We start from the raw sequence: 20,460 nt of genomic DNA, 5'->3' as shown, positions 1-20,460 counted from the left end.
CACTGCGAGCACGAGAACATGAGCGAAGATCGATCGAGCAACGGGCAGAGGTCCTGGCTGGATAAAATCACCCAGGCCTTTGCCCATGAGCCGAAGAACCGCCAGGAGCTGCTGGAGCTGCTGCGCGAAGCCCACCGCAACAAACTGCTGGACAGCGAGGCCCTGGCCATCGTCGAAGGCGCCATCCAGGTCGCCGACCTGCAAGTACGCGACATCATGGTGCCGCGCTCACAGATGATCAGCATCAAGGCCAGCCAGACGCCCAAGGAATTCCTTCCGGCGATCATCGACGCCGCCCACTCGCGCTACCCGGTGATCGGCGAAAGCCTCGACGACGTGATGGGCATCCTGCTGGCCAAGGACCTGCTGCCCCTGCTACTGCAGGACAGCGAGCAGCCCTTCAATATCAAGGACCTGCTGCGCCCGGCGACCTTCGTCCCGGAGTCCAAGCGGCTCAACGTGCTGCTCAAGGAGTTTCGCGCCAACCGCAACCACATGGCAGTGGTCATCGACGAATACGGCGGCGTCGCCGGTCTGGTGACCATCGAGGACGTGCTCGAACAGATCGTCGGCGACATCGAGGACGAGCACGATGTCGAGGAAGACAGCTACATCAAGCCGTTGCCCAGCGGCGACTTCCTGATCAAGGCGCTGACCCCGGTGGAAAGCTTCAACGAATTCTTCGACAGCGCGTTTTCCGACGAGGAATTCGACACCGTCGGCGGCCTGGTGACCAGCGCCTTCGGCCACCTGCCCAAGCGCAACGAGATCACCGAACTCGGCGAGTTCCGCTTCCGCGTGCTGAACGCGGACAGCCGCCGCATTCACCTGCTGCGCCTCACGCCGCTGGCGCGCTGAGCGCAGGCCGAGGCGCAGCGCGCAGGCTGCGCCCCGTCGCCTCCACGGCGCCGGTAGCCTGCCGCCCGCCGCTCCGCTACCCTTGCCGCGCCTTTCCCAACAAGGATTTCCCATGCGCTGGATCACCCGCCCCGGCTGGCCGGGCAACCTGCTGGCCCTGGCCGCAGGAGCACTCACCCCGCTGGCGCTGGCGCCCTTCTCGCTGTGGCCGCTGGCGCTGCTGTCCATTGCCCTGCTCTATGCCAGCCTGCGCGAGCTGACCGCACGCCAGGCGCTGTGGCGCGGCTGGTGCTATGGCTTCGGCCTCTACCTCGCCGGCACCAGCTGGGTCTACGTCAGCATTCACGACTACGGCGCCGCCTCGCCGGCACTGGCGGCGTTCCTCACCCTGGGCTTCGTCGCCGGACTGGCATTCTTCTTCGCGCTGCCAGGCTGGCTGTGGGCGCGCTGCCTGCGCCGCCGCGAAGCGCCGCTGGCCGACGCCCTCGCCTTTGCCGCGCTGTGGCTGGCCCAGGAAGCCTTCCGCGGCTGGTTCCTCACCGGGTTTCCCTGGCTCTACGCCGGCTATAGCCAGCTCGACGCACCGCTGGCGGGCCTGATGCCGCTCGGCGGGGTATGGCTGGCTTCCTTCGCCCTGGCGCTGACCGCCGCGCTGCTGGCGAACCTGCCGCAGTTGCGCCAGAAACCGGCGTTTCTCGGGCTGGCCCTGGCGCTGCTGGCGGGCCCCTGGCTGACTGGCCTTGCCCTCCAGGGCCATGCCTGGACCCAGCCGTCGGGCGCGCCGCTGAAGGTTGCCGCGATCCAGGGCAACGTCGCACAGAGCATGAAATGGGATCCGGAGCAGCTCAACGCGCAACTGGCGCTCTACCGCGACCTGACCTTCGCCGAAGCGCGGCAGGCCGACCTGATCGTCTGGCCGGAAACCGCAGTACCGGTGCTAAAGGAACATGCCGAGGGCTATCTGACGGTCATGCAGCGCTTCGCCAACGACAACAACGCCGCCCTGATCACCGGCGTGCCGGTGCGCCAGCGCAATCGGCAGGGCGAACCGCGCTACTACAACGGCATCGTCGCCCTCGGTGAAGGCCAGGGCACCTATCTGAAGCAGAAGCTGGTGCCATTCGGCGAGTACGTGCCACTGCAGGAGCTGCTGCGCGGGCTGATTGCCTTCTTCGATCTGCCGATGTCCGACTTCGCCCGCGGCGATGCCGGGCAGCCCCTGCTACAGGCCAAGGGTTATCGCATTGCGCCCTATATCTGCTACGAGGTGGTCTACCCGGAGTTCGCCGCCAGCCTGGCTGCGCAGAGCGATATCCTGCTGACGGTGAGCAACGACGCCTGGTTCGGTACGTCCATCGGTCCGCTGCAGCACCTGCAGATGGCGCAGACCCGCGCACTGGAAGCCGGGCGCTGGATGATTCGCGCCACCAACAACGGCATCACCGTGCTGATCGACCCGCTGGGCCGCATCACCGAGCAAGTGCCGCAGTTCCAGCAGGCCGTGCTGCACGGCGAAGTGCTGCCGATGCAAGGGCTGACGCCCTACCTGCGCTGGCGCGCCTGGCCGCTGGCGATACTCTGTGGGCTGATACTCGGCTGGGCCCTGCTGGCCAGGCGCCTGGCCACCACGGTCTGAAGCTCGGGCAAGGCGCGCTGGCCTATCTGCCATAGGCCAGCGGGTAGGCCAGCAAACCCACCACTTCGTTGATCAGCATGCTGTTCTGCCAGACCGCCTTGTTCTCCGGCAGCCAGCCGCCGAACGGCCGGCCATTGGGCACGCCGAGCGCGCCGACCGGAGCGGCGACCACCTCGAGGCCGACCTGTTCGAAGCACCAGCGCGCGCGCGGCATGTGCCAGGCCTGGGTCACCAGCACCACCCGCCGAATGCCGGCGGCCTTCAGTATCTGCGCGCTGTACAGCGCATTCTGCCACGTCGTGTGGCTGCGCTCCTCGCGCCAGCGCACCGGCACGCCGTGGTCGCGCTCCAGGGTATCGGCCATCAGCGCCGCCTCGCTGGGCGGCTCGCCGAAATGCAGCCCGCCGCTGGTCAGCAGCGGCAAGCCGGACGCCCTGGCCAGGCGCGCGGCATAGCGCACCCGCTCGACTGCCAGCATGCCGGGCTGGTCGGCACCCCAGGCCGGATCGTTCTGCTGGCGCCCGGCGCCGAGCACGACGATTGCCTCGGCGCGCTGGCCGAGTTCCGGCCACTCGGCTTCGGCCAGCGCCGGCTCGCGCTCGATGGCCCGCGCCGTCCATTCCACCACCACCGGCAAGCTGCCCAGCCACAAGCCGGCAAAGCCGAAGACGAAACAGAGCCCCGCCAGGCGCGGGGCGCGACGACGCAGCCACCAGCCGACCAGCAGCAACAGCAGCAGGCCGCCGGGCGGCAACAGCAATTGTTTGAAGAAATAGCGAATCGGCATGGGCACCTCCAGGGTGCCGCAGCCTAACGGGGATTGCCGGCGCGGAAAAGCTGCGAGCCGCAGACTGTGCAGGCCTGCGCACCCTTGCCGCGCCGCAGCTCGGCGACGGTGCCGCAGAGTGCGCAGTAGAGTTGCTGGCGGCGCCGGAACGAGGGTTTGAGCTTGGACGGCGGCTTGCCAGGCCCCTTCACCGCCTTCGCCGTGCGCGACGGCTTCTGCTCGATCACCGCCAGCTCCTCGGCCGCGGCATGCCAGCCACTCAGCCAGTGCAGGTCACGATCGAGGTAGGCGCGGATCAGCTCCAGCTCCGCCGGGGTCAGGCCGCGCAATTCCAGCTCGCTGGGCTCCTCCGCGCGCAAGCGGCTGGCGGTGTCGGCTTCGTCCAGCGCCAGCGCGAGGCGTTGCAGCAGCCGCTCGTAGAGCCCGCCCCCCGCTTCAGCCCGCCGCGACTCAGCCATCCATTCACCTCATGCCCTGAACGTTCCCGCCCCTTCACCAAGCTTAGCGCCCCGCCCTAGGCCGACGATGCGCCGCGACAAACGGCGGGACGCGAGGCGGCAGCGGGCGAGCAACGATTTTTGCGAGCCATCGGCAGCCTGCCTCATGTATGCTACGGCGTTTTCCGCAAGCCTCTTTCCCAACGCCAGCAGCCATGCACGAACAGTATCAGCCCCGCGAAATCGAAGCCGCCGCGCAAGCCCACTGGAATGCGCAGAAGTCCTTTATCGTTTCGGAACAACCGGGCAAGGAGACCTACTACTGCCTGTCGATGTTCCCCTACCCCAGTGGCAAGCTACACATGGGGCACGTGCGCAACTACACCATCGGTGACGTGATCGCACGCTACCAGCGCATGCAGGGCAAGAACGTGCTGCAACCGATGGGCTGGGATGCCTTCGGCATGCCGGCGGAAAACGCCGCGATGAAGAACAAGGTCGCCCCGGCCAAGTGGACCTACGAGAACATCGCCTACATGAAGACCCAGCTGCAAAGCCTGGGCCTGGCGATCGATTGGTCGCGCGAAGTCGCCACCTGCAAGCCGGACTACTACCGCTGGGAGCAGTGGCTGTTCACCCGCCTGTTCGAGAAGGGCGTGATCTACCGCAAGAACGGCACGGTGAACTGGGACCCGGTGGACCAGACCGTGCTGGCCAACGAGCAGGTCATCGACGGCCGCGGCTGGCGCTCCGGCGCGCTGATCGAGAAGCGCGAGATCCCCATGTACTACTTCAAGATCACCGCCTACGCGGATGAACTCTTGAGCAGCCTGGACGAGCTGGACGGCTGGCCGGAACAGGTCAAGACCATGCAGCGCAACTGGATCGGCAAGTCCCGTGGCATGGAGATCGCCTTCCCCTACGACGCAGCCAGCATCGGCAGCGAAGGGCTGATGAAGGTCTTCACCACTCGCCCCGACACCCTGATGGGCGCCACCTATGTGGCGGTGGCCGCCGAACACCCGCTGGCCACCCTGGCCGCGCAAAACAACCCCGAGTTGCAAGCGTTCATCGACGAATGCAAGCGCGGCGGCGTCGCCGAAGCCGACATCGCCACCCAGGAGAAGAAAGGCATCGCCACTTCACTGCGCGTGCAGCACCCGCTGACCGGCGAGCTGCTGCCGGTGTGGGTCGCCAACTACGTGCTGATGAACTACGGCGAAGGCGCGGTGATGGCCGTGCCCGCCCACGACGAGCGCGACTTCGAATTCGCCAGCAAGTACGGCCTGCCGATCAAGCCGGTGGTGCGTACCAGTGCCGGCGACACCACCCCGGCGCCCTGGCAGGACGCCTACGGCGAACACGGCCAACTGATCAACTCCGGCGACTTCGACGGCCTGGACTTCGAAGGCGCGTTCGACGCCATCGAAGTCGCCCTGCTGAAGAAGGGCCTCGGTCAGGCTCGCACCCAGTTCCGCCTGCGCGACTGGGGCATCAGCCGCCAGCGCTACTGGGGCTGCCCGATCCCGATCATCCACTGCGACGCCTGCGGCGACGTGCCGGTGCCGGAAGACCAACTTCCGGTGGTGTTGCCCGAAGACGTGGTGCCGGACGGCGCCGGTTCGCCGCTGGCACGCATGCCCGAGTTCTACGAATGCAGTTGCCCGAAATGCGGCCAGCCGGCCAAGCGCGAAACCGACACCATGGACACCTTCGTCGAGTCGTCCTGGTACTACGCCCGCTACGCCTCGCCGACCTATGACAAGGGCATGGTCGACCCGGCCGCAGCCAACCACTGGCTGCCGGTGGACCAGTACATCGGCGGCATCGAGCACGCCATCCTGCACCTACTGTACGCGCGCTTCTTCCACAAGCTGATGCGCGACGAAGGGCTGGTGAGTTCGAACGAGCCGTTCAAGAACCTGCTGACCCAGGGCATGGTGGTCGCCGAGACCTACTACCGCGTCGCCGAGAACGGTGGCAAGGACTGGTTCAACCCGGCCGACGTGGAAGTCGAGCGCGACGCCAAGGCCAAGGTCATCGGCGCCAAGCTGAAGTCCGACGGCCTGCCGGTAGAAATCGGCGGCGTCGAGAAAATGTCCAAGTCGAAGAACAACGGCGTCGACCCGCAGGCGATGATCGATGCCTACGGTGCCGACACCTGCCGTCTGTTCATGATGTTCGCCTCGCCGCCGGACATGAGCCTGGAATGGTCCGACTCCGGCGTCGAGGGCGCCAGCCGCTTCCTGCGTCGTGTCTGGCGCCTGGCCCAGGCCCACGTGAGCCAGGGTCTGCCGGGCGCACTGGACAAGGCCACGCTGAACGACGAGCAGAAGGGCATTCGCCGCGCCATCCACCTGGCCATCAAGCAGGCCAGCCAGGATGTCGGCCAGCACCACAAATTCAACACCGCCATCGCCCAGGTGATGACGTTGATGAACGTGCTGGAGAAGGCGCCCACCGCCACCGAACAGGATCGCGCCCTGCTCCAGGAAGGCCTGGAAACCGTGACCCTGCTGCTGGCGCCGATCACCCCGCACATCTGCCATGCGCTGTGGAACGAACTGGGCCATGCCGGTGCGGTCATCGATGCCGCCTGGCCGGCGCTGGACGACTCCGCACTGGTGCAGGACACCCTGCAACTGGTGGTACAGGTCAACGGCAAGCTGCGCGGCCACATCGACGTCGATGCCGGCGCCTCCCGCGAGGACGTCGAAGCCGCTGCGCGCAGCAACGAGAACGTGTTGCGCTTCACCGAGGGCCTGACGATTCGCAAGGTCATCGTGGTGCCGGGCAAACTGGTCAATATCGTCGCCAACTGATTAAGCCCGGCGCACAGCGCCGGGATGCTCGCCAAGGGGATAACAAGATGATGAAACGGAATCTGGTGATAGTAGCTCTGGCCGGTTTGCTCAGCGCCTGCGGCTTTCAGTTGCGCGGCACGGGCGACGTGCAGTTCGCCCTCGACGAACTGAGCGTCAGCGCGCGCAATGCCTACGGTGATACCGTGCAGCAATTGCGCGACGTGCTGGAAAGCAACGACGTCAACGTGCACCCCGGCGCGCCCTACAAGCTGATCCTGACCAACGAGAAGGAAACCCAGCGCACCGCCAGCTACACCCGCTCCGCGCGCAGCGCCGAATACGAGCTGACCAGCATCCTGGAATACGAGATCCGCGGCGCCAACAACCTGCTGCTGACCCAGGACGAACTCGAAGTGCAGAACATCTACGTGCACGACGAGAACAACCTGATCGGCTCCGATCAGGAAGCCAGCCAGCTGCGTCAGGAAATGCGTCGCGAACTGGTGCACCAGATGGTCCAGCGCCTGCAACTGATCACCCCGACCCAACTCGAAGAGATGCAGCGCGCCGCCGAAGCCAAGGCCAGGGCCGAAGCCGAGGCGCTGGAAGCCGCCCGGCGCGCGCAGGCTGCCGAGCCGCAGCAATCGCCGATCGAACTGCCGATCGAGTAAGCGGACGGGTCGCCATGGCGACCCGCCACTTTTCCGCGCCATGAAGCTCAACCCCGCCCAACTCGCCAAGCACCTGCAAGGTACCCTGGCACCGGTATACGTGGTCTGCGGCGACGAACACCTGCTCTGCCAGGAAGCTGCCGATGCCATTCGCGCCGCCTGCCGAGCCCAGGAATTTGGCGAACGCCAGGTCTTCAACGCCGAAAGCGGTTTCGACTGGGGGCAATTGCTGGAGGCCGGCGCCAGCCTCTCGCTGTTCGCCGAGAAGCGCCTGCTGGAGCTGCGCATTCCTACCGGCAAGCCCGGCGACAAGGGTGCCGCCGCCCTGCTCGAATACCTGGCACGGCCGGCGGAAGACACCGTGCTGCTGATCAGCCTGCCAAAGCTGGATGGCAGCACGCAAAAGACCAAATGGGCCAAAGCGCTGATCGACGGACCGCAGGTGCAGTTCGTGCAGATCTGGCCGGTGGACGCCCACCAGTTGCCGCAATGGATTCGCCAGCGCCTGTCCCAGGCCGGCCTGGCCGCCAATCAGGAAGCCGTGGAGTTGATCGCCGCGCGGGTGGAAGGCAACCTGCTGGCCGCCGCCCAGGAAATCGAGAAGCTCAAGCTGCTCGCCGAAGGCGGCCAGGTCGACGCCAGCACCGTCCAGGCCGCGGTGGCCGACAGTGCACGCTTCGACGTCTTCGGCCTGATCGACGCGGCACTCAATGGCGAGGCTGCCCACGCCTTGCGCATGCTCGAGGGCCTGCGCGGCGAAGGGGTGGAAACCCCGGTGATTCTCTGGGCGCTGGCCCGCGAACTGCGCCAGTTGGCCGGCCTGGCCCAGCAATACGCCCAGGGCGTGCCCCTGGACAAGGCCTTCAGCCAGGCACGCCCGCCGATCTGGGACAAGCGCCGTCCGCTGATCGGCAAAGCCCTGCAACGTCACTCCGCCTCGCGCTGGGCCCAACTGCTCACCGACGCCCAGCGCATCGATGCGCAGATCAAGGGCCAGGCAGCCGGCGATCCCTGGAGCGGTCTGGCGCGCCTTTGCCTGCTGCTGGCCGGGCAGCGGCTGGCCCTGCCCGCCGAATAGCCCCCACGACAATCGCGCCGGGCCAGCCCGGATTGTGACCGGCTCCAGATTTCCCTCGCATTCTTGTGCAGGCGTCCACGGGACTTGCTAAAAAGCCGGCCCGATCGAAAAGGAATTCACCCATGTCCGGTAAACCCGCCGCCCGTCTCAGTGACCCTGTCGCCTGCCCGCTGCCGGGTCATGGCGTCAACCCGATCCAGTCCGGCTCGCCGAACGTGCTGACCAACAACCTGCCGGCGGCACGCCTGAGCGACGTCGCGGCCTGTGGACAGGCCATCAGCGGCGCCTACTCCGCCACTGTCATCATCAACGGCCTCAACGCCGCCACCCTCGGTAGCACCACCAACCACGGCGGCGTGATCGTCGGCGGTTCGGGCAACGTGCTGATCGGCGATGCCTTCAGTGCCGCGCCGTTCGTTGCGCCGCTACCGCTTCCCGGCCAGGACGGCGTGGAATTCCGCGCCCTCGAGCACAGCAGCGGCCAGCCAATCGCCGAGCAGCCCTACGAAGTGGAAACCGCGGAGGGGCGCATCTACCGCGGCATTACCGACCCTCAGGGAATGACCTCGCGCATGCCGACCAAGCAGCCCGAGAAAGCCACCATCCGCTGGATATTCTAAGCAGCGCTCAGGGACGAACATGACCGCACAAGCCCTTGCCCCACACGACCTGGACATCAAGAAGCTCTGGGACAGCAGCCGCGACATCGCCGAATGCAAGCGCGAAACCCGCAGCGAAAATGGCGCCAAGACCACCCGCACCGACGTGCCGATCGTCACCTGCGCCTGCCGCTGGCGGCGCTTTCAGAAAGAAGCGGAGGAATGGGTCGCCCCCGGCGGCACCCTGATCGCCGACCCGCAGGCCCGCAATCGCCGCATCAACGCCGCCTACGCCCAGCTCTGGCTGTCGGACCGCCGTTTCCAGTGGGCCGGCCTCGCCGCCTTCGCCTCCAAGCAAGTCGGCTGCGGCCTGTTGCATGCGAGCAAGACCATCGATAAGTCGCTGGAGCAGATGCGCGACATCGCCTGGGACCCCAGCATCACCTCCAATACCGATGCGGCCTACGCCAATCTGGTCCCCTCTACGAGTGCGGCCGGAGCCGGCTACGTCTACCAGAAGCTGGCGCTGGGCAATACCGCGCTGTTCCTGGATATCTACCCGTTGCACCGGTTCTATAGTGTGAATGGCCTTTCGGAACTCAAGGAGTGCCTGGGCAGCCGGCGAAAACTCGCAGCGGAGAGCTATTGGCCCGTGGCCGACACCGTAGGCTTTGGCGTCGCTTTTCCACAAATTCGAAGTGCATTTGAAGCCTTGGAGGCAGGCCATATTGAGCAAAGCGTTGTTCATCTTGCCCGCCACGAACAGCTGAATATCTTGCAGCCGGCCATCTACCAGGACCCGACATTCGAAACCGCTCTACGTGCCAACCAAGTGTCTTGGGTTACCGGCTTCCTATCCGGCGTGGCCGAAGAAGCCCAATTGACCCTGGCCGCCCAATGCAAGGTCAGGGACAGTCGCAGCATCGGCTTCAGCAGCAGCGCTTTCGCCAATCTGGCCAACACCGATCAGCGCATGGAGTTCGTCTACCGAGCAGCGGAGCAATTCGACCAGTTGCTGAAAGGGCCGCAGCGCGCCCAAGTGGAACAGTCTATCCGCATCATCGCCAACGGCGGGGGAGTGAACTGATGAGCAAGTGGGGCGGCGGTGCGCTCCTGCTGGCGGCTGCGGTGATTGTCCTAGCCATCGTCAATCCACCTTCCTCAGAACTTGCGGTCCATATCGGCAAACCCTATGACGCCGTCATCCGGGACTCCAGCTTCCCAGTCAAGGGTAAAACTGTCTTTTACCCCAGCACTCCCCCCCAAGTTGACTCAACCTGGATCGAACACGATCCGGTGACTATCCGTTTCGACGATCCACTGCATGGCTTCACTTTACCGCGCACCCGATTTGGCGCTATTGGGTACGAGGAAGGAAAGGTATCCACTATTACCACTTCGCCGATGCTGGAAACCCTGCCTTTCCATCAAGCGGTCACGCTGCTGCAGGAGCTGCAGACGACTTTCCGCAACGCCGGCTGGCGCCCTAGGGACTCCAGGGAAGGCAACGACTGGCTGGATACGTCGATGAACAACCGGGCCAGATTGCAGGCAGGCCTGTTCAACCATGCGGAAACGGTGACATTGGTAGTACCCGGCAAGTACTACATGTACCTCAACTTCAAGTGCTATCACCGCTGTAGCGAGCGCGACGAGGACACCGCCAAATATCTGATCGACGTCGGTATCGGCGCAGAGTGAGACCGAAACGAATGGGCAGGGTCGATGAGGGCGTGGTTCGTTGCAGTCGTCACGTTACCGAATGTAGATGATCGCCCCCGGCCGAGATCTCGGCTCGTATCGGCAAACACTCTGCCTTGCCACACCCCCCTGGACATTTTTTGAGCAAACCCCGATGATGCGCGCGCCTGGATATCCCAGGCCCGAGATGAGGAAAGGTCGATGGCCAAGAAACCCAAACCCGGCCCGAACAAGGCCAAATCCCTGGTTGCCCAGCCGCTGTTCCGCTGCCGCCAGGAGAAACCGAAGAAAGGCAAAGGCAGCTACCGTCGCGAAGCCTCCCAGCACAACCACTGGGAGGCTTCGGTCTTTCTGGCCGCCTAAAAAGGCGCCGGACGTGTTAAGGTCGCGCTCTGCGCCCAGCACGCCCACGACCTGCCAAGCCCCCGAGATTTTCCATGTTCGACCTCCCGGCCTTCGGCCCGATTTTCCGCCAGTTACTGACCGGCATGTCCCTGGCCTTGCTCACCTCCTGTGCCGATCACCCGCCGGCCGCGGCCTCCAACGCGCCCCCGACACCCGCTTCGACGCCTAGCCCGGCACCCGTCGCCCCGGCGCCCAAGCCCACCCAGAGCTTCGCCGACTGGCGCGCCGAGTTCCGCCAGCAGGCCCTGGCCGCGGGCATCCGGCCGCAGGTGTTCGATGCCGCCTTCGCCGGGGTTACGCCCGACCCCAGCGTGGTCGCCGCGGACCGCAGCCAACCCGAATTCACCCGCCCGGTCTGGCAGTACCTGGAAGGCGCCCTGTCCAGCCAGCGTGTCGCCAAAGGACAGGTATTGCTCCAGCAACATGCCGACACGCTGCACCAGATCGAGCAGCGCTATGGGGTCGATCGCCACACCCTGGTGGCGATCTGGGGCCTGGAAAGCAACTATGGCCAGATTATGGGCAACAAGCCGGTGATCCGCTCGCTGGCCACCCTCGCCCACGAAGGCCGCCGTCCCGATTTCGCCCGCACCGAGCTGCTCAACGCGTTACAGATTCTCCAGCATGGCGACGTGCAACCCGCCAGCATGATCGGCTCCTGGGCCGGTGCCATGGGCCAGACCCAGTTCATCCCCAGCACCTACAATCGCTATGCGGTGGACCACGATCGCGACGGCAAGCGCAACGTCTGGACCTCCTCAGCCGACGCCCTGGCCTCGACCGCCAACTACCTGCAAGCCTCCGGCTGGCAAACCGCACAGCCCTGGGGCCTACAGGTGGAGTTGCCGAAAGGTTTCGACTACGCCCTGGCCGACACCGAGATCCGCAAGCCGCTGAGCGCATGGCAGGCGCTAGGGGTGAAGGGCATCATTCCCGAAGAACTGCTCGCCCAGCCGGCCAGCCTGCTGCTGCCGGCCGGCTATCGCGGCCCGGCGTTCCTGGTGCTGGACAACTTTCGCGCCATTCTCAAGTACAACAATTCCTCGTCCTATGCGCTGGCCATCGGCCTGCTCGGCGACAGCTTCCTCGGCCGCGGACAGATCTTCGGCACCTGGCCGAAAGAGGACCTGCCGTTGTCCCGCGCCGAGCGCATCGAATTGCAGGAATTGCTGGCTGCTCGTGGGTTCGACCCGGGTGCCGCCGACGGAATCATCGGCGCCAATACCCGCCGCGCCATTCGCGGCTTCCAGCAGACCCTGGACTGGCCGGCGGACGGCTATCCGACCCCGGCACTGCTGCAGAAGCTGCGCGCCGCGCCCTGATCCATGGCGCCCTCCGGTCTGGAGACGCAGCGCCTGCTGCTGCGTCCCCTGGTTCTCGCCGACGCGCCGGCGATCCAGCGGGTTTTCCCGCAATGGCGGATCGTGCGCTTCCTCGCCGCGAACATTCCCTGGCCTTACCCCGACGATGGCGCGCGCGTCTTCCTGCAAGACGTCGCCCTGCCGGCCATGGCGCGTGGCCAGCAGTGGCATTGGTCGCTGCGGCCACGCTCCAACCCCGAGCAGCTGATTGGCGTCATCGGCCTGCTGGATGAACCGGACAATCACCGTGGCCTCTGGCTGGACCCAGACTGGCAGGGACGCGGCCTGATGCACGAAGCCTGCGAGGCGGTCACCGACTATTGGTTCGACACCCTCGGCAAACCGCTGCTGCGGGTGCCCAAGGCACGCCCCAACCTGGGCTCGCGCCGACTCTCGGAAAGGAGCGGGATGCGCTGGGTGGCGACCGTCGAGCACGACTACGTCTCCGGTCGTTTCCTCACCGATATCTGGGAGATCACTCGCGATGAATGGCGGGCGCGGCGCACCCCGCCTCACTCGCCATCGGGAGCGGACAACCGATAGACCTCGGCGTCGAAGCGCCGCGTCTCGCGGCGAAACATCCAGCTGAACCCCGGCCAGATCACCACATTGCGCCCGGTCTCGGGGTGGCGATACCAGCTCTTGCAGTTGCCCAGGCTCCACACCGCGCCGCGCAAGCGCTGGCGCAGGCGCGCGGTGAAGCGTTCCTGGGCCTGCGACTGTACCTCGACGCTGGCGGCGCCTGCCGCCGCCAGGGTGTCCAAGGCGCCGAGGATGTAGGCGATCTGCGATTCGATGATGTAGACGATGGAGTTGTGACCCAGGCCCGTATTCGGCCCCATCAACAGGAACAGATTGGGAAAGCCGGCCACCGTGGTGCCCTTGTAGGCCTCCGGGCCACCGAGCCAGGCATCGGTAATGTCGCGACCGCCACGGCCGAAGATCATGCCCGCCGGGAAGGGGCTGCTGGCCTTGAAGCCGGTGCCGAAGATCAGCGCGTCCAGGCTGTGCCTTTCGTTGTCCTGGGTGATCACCGCGTCCTCGGTGATCTCCCGGATACCGCTCGTGACCAGCGCCACGTTCGGCTGCATGAAGGCCGGGTAATAGTTGTTGGACATCAGGATGCGTTTGCAGCCGATGGCGTAGCTGGGGGTCAACTGGCGGCGCAGGGCCTTGTCCCTGACCTGGCGGCGCAGCAGGTTGAGCGCCAGCAGCTTGTGAAAGGCCATCAGCCGCGGGTTGAACACGAAGCCGAGCACCCGCGCCTCCAGGGTGGCATAGATCACCCCGCGTACCAGCCGCTGCCATGTCGGCCAGGCTCGCAGCAGCCGCTGCTCCCAACGGGCGAAGGCGCGGTCTGGCTTCGGAATGATCCACGGCGGCGTGCGCTGGAACACCGTCAGCCTGGCCACCTGGGGCTGGATCTCGGGGATGAACTGCACCGCCGAGGCGCCGGTGCCGATCACACCGACCCGCTTGCCGCTCAGGTCGTAGTCGTGGTCCCAGCCCTGGGAGTGGAAAACCCTGCCGCGAAAGCGTTCCAGCCCGGGAATCGCGGGGTAGTCGGGAGTCGATAGCGCGCCGGTGCCGGCCACCACCACCCGGGCGAACGCCACCCGACCGGCACCATCGATTACTTGCCAGAGGCCCTGCGGTTCCAGCCAGCGCAGCGAGGCGACCTCGGTGCCGAAGCGAATGTGCGCCAGCAGCCCGTACTTCTCCGCGCAGCGTGCCAGGTAGTCGCGGATTTCCGGCTGCGGGGAAAAGCGCCGCGACCAGTCGGGATTGGGCTCGAAGGAGAACGAATACAGGTGCGAGGGAATGTCGCAGGCGCAACCGGGATACTGGTTGACCCACCAGGTGCCGCCGATGCCAGCCTCCTTCTCGTAGATGACGAAGTCGTGCTCTCCGCGCTGACGCAGGCGCACCGCCATGCCGATGCCGGAGAAGCCGGCGCCGATGATCAGGGTCCGGTAGACGGGTTCTGCGCTCACTGGTGTCTCCTGCGGGGCGCCGCCCGAGCCGCGGCGGCGATGCATGCTCGTGTCGCTGCATCCTCGGAAAGCCGGCCGGCAAAGGGAATACTCCGGACGGCGTATTCCCGGCAAAACCGCCAGGGGCGCATATTCGGGCCAGCACTGCCAGGGCCTGGTTTCGGCGCTTCGCACCCTGCCTAGCGTTCGTGCTCGCAGCCTCCATCAAACGCCGAGACGACCGGTCTCGCCGAAATCACCGGGAGATAGCATGGCTTTCAAGGAATACTCAGAGTTCGACGCCATCGGCCTTGCCGAGCTGGTCAGGCAACGCGAGGTGCTGCCTTCGGAGCTGACCGAGGAGGCGATTCGTCGCATCGAAGCCTTCAACCCGGCGGTCAACGCCGTGGTCTACAAGGCCTATGACCTGGCCCGTTCGATGGCCGCGCAGCAGGACAAGCAGGCCCCCGGCGGCTCGTTGCATGGTGTGCCGTTCCTGCTCAAGGACATTCTCGGCGATTGCCAGGGGCTGCCCTCCACCCTGGCCTCGCGCATGCTGCGTGAGCGGGTGATGGAGCAGGACAGCGAACTGGTCAGCCGCTTTCGCAAGGCCGGCCTGGTGTTCGTCGGCAAGTCCAACTCGCCGGAATTCGGCATCCTGCCGACCACCGAGTGCGCCTTCTACGGCCCGGCGCGCAACCCCTGGAACCTCGACCACTCCACCGGCGGCTCCAGCGGCGGCGCGGCGGCAGCGGTGGCTACCGGTATGGTCCCTGCCGCCCATGGCAACGATGGCGGCGGCTCGATCCGCATTCCCGCCTCCTGCTGCGGGCTGGTCGGGCTCAAGCCGACCCGCGCGCGCAACTCCCTGGCGCCGGACTTCGGCGAGCTGCTCAGCGGCCTGCTCGACGAGCACGTGCTGACCCGCAGCGTGCGCGACAGCGCGGCCCTGCTCGATGCCACCCATGGCGCCATGCCCGGCGATCCCTACCGTGCGCCGCCGGTGAGCGGCCGCTTCCTCGACGAGGTGGGACGCGAGCCCGGCCCGCTGCGCATCGCCTTCTCCAGGGTCGACCCGGCTGGCCGACCGTTGCACCCCGACTGCGTGGCCGGGGTGGAGAAGACCGCCCGTCTGCTGGAATCGCTCGGTCATATCGTCGAGGAGGCGCAGCCGCAGATCGAGCCGCAGAGCTTCGTCGAAGCCTTCACCGCGCTGTGGTTCGCCGGCATCGCCTTCGCCGTGGAACTGATGACCATGCAGCTCGGCCGGCCGCCGCAGCCCGGCGAGCTGGAGGGCCTGACCCGCGCCGTGCACCAGCGCGGCCTGGGTGTCAGCGCCGTCGAATACCAGCTATCGGAACTGGTGCTGCAGCAGGCCGGGCGGGAGATGGGCCGCTTCCACCAGACCTACGACTGCTGGCTGACGCCGACCCTGGCTACCCCGCCGATCCGCAACGGCCTGGTCGATGTGCAGCAGGAAGACCTGGAAAAAGCCTACGCGCCGATCGTCGACTACAGCCCGTTCACCGCGATCCAGAACGCCTCCGGCCAGCCGGCGATTTCCCTGCCGCTGCACTGGAATGCCGAGGGCCTGCCGATCGGCATGATGTTCAGCGCCGAGAACGGCAACGAAGCACTGCTGCTGCGCCTGGCCGGCCAGTTGGAACAGGCGCAGCCGTGGAAGCAGCGGCGGCCCGAGCTGTTCCAAGCGACCACGACCGACGCCGTGCCGGCCTGACGAAGGGGGTTCGATGAACGCCGATGCCACCCTGAGCACCACCGGCGCCGACGCGCCGGTGGCCTGGCCGACGGACTCGATGAACGCGGAGGAACGGGTACGCTTCGGCAAGGAGCTGATCCGCCAGACGCTGCCCTTCACCCGCGAGGACCGCCGGCGCAGCTGGTGGCACTTCTGGACGACCTTCGCCCTGATGGCCGCGCTCATCGCCGGCGCGGCCAGCCCGCTGTGGTGGCCGCTGCGGCTGGCCGCGAGTGTGCTGCTCGGGCTGGCGCTGATCCGCATGTTCGTGCTCTACCACGACTACATGCATGGCGCGATCCTGCAGGGTTCGCGCTTCGCCGAGCTGTTCTTCAAGGCCTACGGACTGCTCCTGCTGGCGCCGCCGACGCTCTGGAAGCAATCGCACAACTACCATCACGGGCACAGTTGCCAGTACGTCGGCGCCGAACAGGGACGCCTGCCGCTGCTGTCCCCCCATACCGATCTCGGCACCTTCCCGCTGATGTCCACCGAGGAATACGCCCGCGCCGACGGCTGGAAGCGTCTGCGCTACCGCATCGCCCGCCATCCGTTGATGATCCTGCTGGGCTCGCAGACCATCTTCGTCTTCAGCATCTGCCTGGTATCACTGGTCACCCAGCCGCGCCACCGGCCCTGGGCGACACTGGCCCTGGCGTTGAACCTGGCGGCGGTGGTGGCGCTGAACCTGTATGCGCCGGAGGTGCTGATCTTCGCTTTGCTGATCCCGATCCTGGTCGGCTCGGCCCTTGGCGTGTACATGTTCTACTGCCAGCACAACTTCCCCGGCGCGCGTTATCTGGGCGAGGACGAATGGGACTACGCGGTGACCGCCGTGCATTCCTCCAGCTACATGCGCACCGGCCCGGTGATGGCCTGGTTCACCGCCAACATCGGCTACCACCATGTGCACCATGCCAATCCGGGCATTCCCTTCTACCGCCTGCCCGAGGCGATGGCGGCGATCCCGGCGCTACGCGAGCCGACCGTCACCACCCTGCATCCACGGGATATTTATCGCTGCCTGAGCCTCAAGCTGTGGGACCCGGCGCGCCGGCGCCTGGTGACCTTCCGCGAGTTCAACGCATTCGAAAGCCGCCAGGCCCAGCCGGCAACCGCCTCATAACTCGCCGCGCCTGGCCAGTTCGCGGATGCGGTCGGCAGTGCGACAGGCGATGGCCTGGATGGTCAGCGACGGATTGACCCCGCCCGAGGTGGGGAACACCGAGCCGTCGCAGATCCACAGGTTGCGAATGTCCCAGCTGCGGCAGTCGGCATCCACCACACTGGTTTCGCGGTCGAAACCCATGCGCGCCGTGCCCATCAGGTGCGCGGTGTTGTCGGCTTCCGACCAGATGTCGGCGGCATCGATGGCTTCCAGGCCTCGACGCATGAAGTCCACGGCATGGCCGATCAGACGCCTGTCGTTATCGCCGAAGCTCCAGGTGACGCGGGCGATAGGCAACCCGTACTGGTCGCGCTCGCCGGCCAGGGTGACCCGGTTGGCCTCGTCGGGCAGGGTCTCGCCGACGATCTTCAGCCCCACCTGGTGGTTGTACTTTTCCATCTCATCGACCAGCGCCTGGCCCCAGAGCCCGTGGTTGCCGGTCTGGGTGGCGACCCAGGCACCGGGCAGCGGGCCCTGGCTCATGAACGCGTAGCCGCCGTGGAAGTCCTTGCCGCGATCCTCGTAGTTCCAGTGCTCGCACAGCGCCAGAGACGGCGGGCCCTTGTACCAGCGCACCTCCTCTTCCAGGGTGCCCCACACCGCCTGGTTGGAATGCACCATCAGGTTCTTGCCGACCAGCCCGGAGCTGTTGGCCAGGCCGTGCGGATAGCGCGCGCAGGCCGAATTGAGCAGCAGGCGCGGGGTCTCGATGGCATAGCCGGCGACGATCACGTTGCGCGCCCGCTGGAATTGCCAGCGCCCTTCGCGCAGGAAGTGCACGCCGCTGGCCAGGCCGTCGTCGCGGGTTTCGATGCGCCCGACCATGGCCAGGTCGCGGATTTCCGCCCCGGCCCGCAGCGCCCGTGGAATCCAGGTGTTGAGCACGCTCTGCTTGGCATTGGTGGAGCAACCGGTGACGCAGAAGCCGCGATAGACACAGGGCGGCGCGTCGTCCCGCGGAGCCGACAGGGTCGCCAGCGGCGTCGGCACCCACTCCACGCCGAGTGCCTCGCAGGCCCGCCCGAGGGCCAGCCCGGATGCATTGACCTGATGCTGCCGGTAGGGATAGCGCGGGCGCTTCGGCCCCCAGGGGTAGCTGAGCGGTCCGGAGATCTTCAGCGCATCCTCGACCTCGGCGTAATAGCGCCACATCTCTTGCCAGTCCAGCGGCCAGTCGACGCCATAGCCCAGTAGGCTTCGCGCCTTGAACCATTCGGGCCGGAAGCGCAGCGAAACCATGGCGAAGTGCACGGTACTGCCCCCCACCGCCTTGCCGCTGTTGTTGCTGCCGAGCTTGAGCGGGTTCTCCCCGTCGCAGAGGCGCTCGTCGTTCCAGAACAGCTTCTGCTGGTGGGCCTCGTCCGAGGCGAATTCTTCCAGCGGTCGCCACCAGGCCCCGGCATCCAGCGCCACCACCGAGAATCCGGCCTCGGCCAGCTTGCAGGCCAGGGTGCCGCCACCGGCGCCGGTGCCGACGATGGCGAAGTCGACCCGCTCGTCCGGCGAGTACTCGCGCATCGGCACCCAGCCGCCACGGGTGAACACGTCAGGCGCACGGCCGCCGCGACCGCGCGGCGTCTGCATGGCTTGCAGGTAGGGGTCAGCGGACACGGCGATTCAACTCCAGGGCTTGCTCCTGCGTACCGGGCCGGGCTTCGGCCGCTTCCCAGGCGTCGCGCTGGTTGGCGTCGAGCCGCACGTAGCCACGCGGACTGGCCGGTCCGCCGAAGCCGATCTCGTTCCAGGCAGTGGGATGGCCGTAGTAGGCCGCCGCGATGTCATGCACCAGGCGCTCGCTGAAGAACAGCTTGGCCGGCATCTGCCCCCACGCGGGGTGGTGCAGCTCGCCCTTCTGCATGGCGCGCAGCAGCGCGTCCTGCTGGCTCGCGGCAAGCCGCACGAAGGGCACGCCATGGCGCGCCTCGGCCTCCGCATCGAGCGCCGCCAGCCCCTGGCGCCAGGCTGCCTGCACCGGCGGCAAGCGGGCATCGCGATAGCCATCGCTGCTGCCACCCAGCACACGGGCATCGACCATCGCCGCCACCGGAATCGGCGGGCGGTTGCGCGGTTGCGGCACGATGCGCTCGCACAGCGCCTCCAGCAGACGCCACTGCGTCTCATCGAAGAAGCGCGGCTCATGGGGCAGAGCAATGCGCTCGTCGATCACCCGCCGGGTCGCCTCGTTCCAGGATGGCCCGGAGCGCTTGCTCTGCACGTCGTAGCCGGGATAGCGACCGCTCATCGGCGCCACCAGCGCAGGCGTTCGAGTTGCCGCTCCTCCTCCAGCAGCGTATGCGCCGCCAGCCCCGCCAGGGACAACCCGGTGAAACCCGAGGGCGCCGGCAGCGGCGGCCCGGCCTGCAGGTTCTGCCGCCAGTTGCGCCAGCCGCCGCGATTGCGCGAAACGCCGAAGGTGTGGAAACCGGTGCCGACCAACCCCATCAGCGTGGTGAAACGCAGCAGCAGCCGCGACAACCAGCGCAGCCGTGGGCGCCGCGGCCCGGCCAGTGCGGTACCGACGAGCAGCCCCGCCGCCAGCGGCGGGGCGGTCACCGGCAGATACATCGAAGGGTTCTGGAACGAACCGCGAAAATGCAGCAGCGCCGCCTCGGCAGTGGTGCCGAGCAGCCCCGCCGCGCACATCAGCGCCACCGCCTGGCCGGCCGGCAGGCCGAACACCCGTGGCACGCTATCGGTCGAGGCCTCGCGCACCCGTTCGGCATACAGGCCGAGTACACCGGACAGCACCATCGCCGAGGGCGCGCCCAGCGGCGCGGCGTAGAACAGGTTGCTCCAGCAAAAGCCGCCGGGTCGCTTGCTGACGTTGTAGAGATGAAAGCCGGTGCCGATCAGCCCGGTCAGTGCCGCCCCGTAGTAGATCGGGTCGCGCACCCGGTGCGCCGATGGCTTGAGGTCCTGCACGCCATGCCCGCTGGCCAGCAGCGACAGGCTCGAGGCCAGCAACGGGGCGTACATGGCGCGGTTGCGAAAATCGCCGCGATAGTGCTCCAGCGCGCTGTCGGTGACCACTGCCAGGGCCAGCAGGCCGGCGCCGCGATTGAGGGTGCGCGCCGCGTCCACCAGCACATTGGTGTCGGGCCGCACGATCAGCCCGCGAGCGCGGCGCTCATGGCGCTGCCAAATCAACGCGGCCACGCCCAGCGCGCTGGTGGCACCGAACGACAGCCATTTCAACGCATTCCGCGAAGGCATGAATCCTCCC

The 20,460-nt window shown here is 66.8% G+C and carries 19 protein-coding genes; 13 read left to right on the top strand and 6 right to left on the bottom strand.

The window, feature by feature from the left end; translation table 11 throughout:
* Positions 1-18: 18 nt before the first annotated feature.
* Both ACWKV7_RS21060 and lnt read left to right on the top strand, forming a co-directional pair.
* A complete protein-coding gene (locus tag ACWKV7_RS21060; RefSeq protein WP_483859659.1) occupies positions 19-858 on the top strand; it encodes an HlyC/CorC family transporter in 840 nt (279 codons plus the stop codon).
* A gap of 112 nt (positions 859-970) precedes the next feature.
* Positions 971-2,494, top strand: coding sequence for an apolipoprotein N-acyltransferase (gene lnt, locus ACWKV7_RS21055; RefSeq protein WP_483859658.1), 1,524 nt, complete (start codon positions 971-973; stop codon positions 2,492-2,494).
* A gap of 22 nt (positions 2,495-2,516) precedes the next feature.
* On the opposite strand, the gene ACWKV7_RS21050 is transcribed toward lnt, so the two are convergent.
* Both ACWKV7_RS21050 and ACWKV7_RS21045 read right to left on the bottom strand, forming a co-directional pair.
* Entirely contained in the window at positions 2,517-3,281 is a 765-nt protein-coding gene (locus ACWKV7_RS21050; protein WP_483859657.1) for a YdcF family protein, read from the bottom strand.
* 23 nt (positions 3,282-3,304) lie between these two features.
* The gene (locus ACWKV7_RS21045) at positions 3,305-3,739 is read right to left on the bottom strand and encodes a hypothetical protein (protein WP_483859656.1); all 435 of its coding nucleotides are present in this window, start codon (positions 3,737-3,739) and stop codon (positions 3,305-3,307) included.
* A 194-nt stretch (positions 3,740-3,933) separates the two neighbouring features.
* Between ACWKV7_RS21045 and leuS the strand changes: the two genes are divergently transcribed.
* From leuS to ACWKV7_RS21000, 9 genes are all read left to right on the top strand, one after another.
* Positions 3,934-6,540 carry a leucine--tRNA ligase gene (leuS, locus tag ACWKV7_RS21040; RefSeq protein ID WP_483859655.1) on the top strand — a complete coding sequence of 869 codons (2,607 nt, stop codon included), beginning with the start codon at positions 3,934-3,936 and terminating at the stop codon, positions 6,538-6,540.
* A gap of 47 nt (positions 6,541-6,587) precedes the next feature.
* Positions 6,588-7,193 (top strand): LPS-assembly lipoprotein LptE, encoded by a 606-nt coding sequence (locus tag ACWKV7_RS21035; RefSeq protein ID WP_483859654.1) that lies wholly within the window; start codon positions 6,588-6,590, stop codon positions 7,191-7,193.
* 40 nt (positions 7,194-7,233) lie between these two features.
* Positions 7,234-8,271 (top strand): DNA polymerase III subunit delta, encoded by a 1,038-nt coding sequence (gene holA / locus ACWKV7_RS21030; RefSeq protein ID WP_483859653.1) that lies wholly within the window; start codon positions 7,234-7,236, stop codon positions 8,269-8,271.
* A 122-nt stretch (positions 8,272-8,393) separates the two neighbouring features.
* Entirely contained in the window at positions 8,394-8,891 is a 498-nt protein-coding gene (locus ACWKV7_RS21025) for a PAAR domain-containing protein (RefSeq protein ID WP_483859652.1), read from the top strand.
* 19 nt (positions 8,892-8,910) lie between these two features.
* On the top strand, positions 8,911-9,957 hold the full coding sequence (locus ACWKV7_RS21020; RefSeq protein ID WP_483859651.1) for a DUF2515 family protein: 1,047 nt from the start codon (positions 8,911-8,913) through the stop codon (positions 9,955-9,957).
* Entirely contained in the window at positions 9,957-10,571 is a 615-nt protein-coding gene (locus tag ACWKV7_RS21015) for a hypothetical protein (protein ID WP_483859650.1), read from the top strand. The genes ACWKV7_RS21020 and ACWKV7_RS21015 overlap by 1 nt, the downstream gene beginning before the upstream one ends.
* A gap of 201 nt (positions 10,572-10,772) precedes the next feature.
* Positions 10,773-10,934 carry an alternative ribosome rescue factor ArfA gene (gene arfA / locus ACWKV7_RS21010; RefSeq protein ID WP_483859649.1) on the top strand — a complete coding sequence of 54 codons (162 nt, stop codon included), beginning with the start codon at positions 10,773-10,775 and terminating at the stop codon, positions 10,932-10,934.
* Positions 10,935-11,008: 74 nt separating this feature from the next.
* Positions 11,009-12,298: a lytic murein transglycosylase gene (locus ACWKV7_RS21005; protein WP_483859648.1), complete on the top strand. Its 1,290-nt coding sequence runs from the start codon at positions 11,009-11,011 to the stop codon at positions 12,296-12,298.
* A 3-nt stretch (positions 12,299-12,301) separates the two neighbouring features.
* Positions 12,302-12,880, top strand: a complete 579-nt coding sequence (locus tag ACWKV7_RS21000) for a GNAT family N-acetyltransferase (protein WP_483859647.1) — start codon at positions 12,302-12,304, stop codon at positions 12,878-12,880.
* Here ACWKV7_RS21000 and ACWKV7_RS20995 read toward each other — a convergent pair.
* A complete protein-coding gene (locus tag ACWKV7_RS20995; RefSeq protein ID WP_483859646.1) occupies positions 12,850-14,376 on the bottom strand; it encodes a flavin-containing monooxygenase in 1,527 nt (508 codons plus the stop codon). The genes ACWKV7_RS21000 and ACWKV7_RS20995 overlap by 31 nt on opposite strands.
* Before the next feature lie 205 nt (positions 14,377-14,581).
* Between ACWKV7_RS20995 and ACWKV7_RS20990 the strand changes: the two genes are divergently transcribed.
* Positions 14,582-16,048: an amidase gene (locus ACWKV7_RS20990; RefSeq protein WP_483859645.1), complete on the top strand. Its 1,467-nt coding sequence runs from the start codon at positions 14,582-14,584 to the stop codon at positions 16,046-16,048.
* Positions 16,049-16,061: 13 nt separating this feature from the next.
* On the top strand, positions 16,062-17,195 hold the full coding sequence (locus tag ACWKV7_RS20985; RefSeq protein ID WP_483859644.1) for a fatty acid desaturase family protein: 1,134 nt from the start codon (positions 16,062-16,064) through the stop codon (positions 17,193-17,195).
* Here the strand turns inward: ACWKV7_RS20985 and ACWKV7_RS20980 are convergent.
* From ACWKV7_RS20980 to ACWKV7_RS20970, 3 genes are read right to left on the bottom strand one after another with little or no spacing between them, the layout of a single operon-like run.
* Positions 17,190-18,848 carry a GMC family oxidoreductase gene (locus ACWKV7_RS20980; protein WP_483859643.1) on the bottom strand — a complete coding sequence of 553 codons (1,659 nt, stop codon included), beginning with the start codon at positions 18,846-18,848 and terminating at the stop codon, positions 17,190-17,192. The genes ACWKV7_RS20985 and ACWKV7_RS20980 overlap by 6 nt on opposite strands.
* Positions 18,838-19,479 (bottom strand): gluconate 2-dehydrogenase subunit 3 family protein, encoded by a 642-nt coding sequence (locus ACWKV7_RS20975; protein ID WP_483859642.1) that lies wholly within the window; start codon positions 19,477-19,479, stop codon positions 18,838-18,840. Before ACWKV7_RS20975 ends, ACWKV7_RS20980 begins: the two co-directional genes overlap by 11 nt.
* The gene (locus ACWKV7_RS20970) at positions 19,476-20,450 is read right to left on the bottom strand and encodes a hypothetical protein (protein ID WP_483859641.1); all 975 of its coding nucleotides are present in this window, start codon (positions 20,448-20,450) and stop codon (positions 19,476-19,478) included. Before ACWKV7_RS20970 ends, ACWKV7_RS20975 begins: the two co-directional genes overlap by 4 nt.
* Between the last annotated feature and the right edge of the window lie 10 nt (positions 20,451-20,460).

This window comes from Zestomonas ipomoeae, assembly GCF_057128665.1.
Note: the sequence above shows the minus strand (reverse complement) of the source record. Positions and strands in the feature narration are given on the sequence as shown.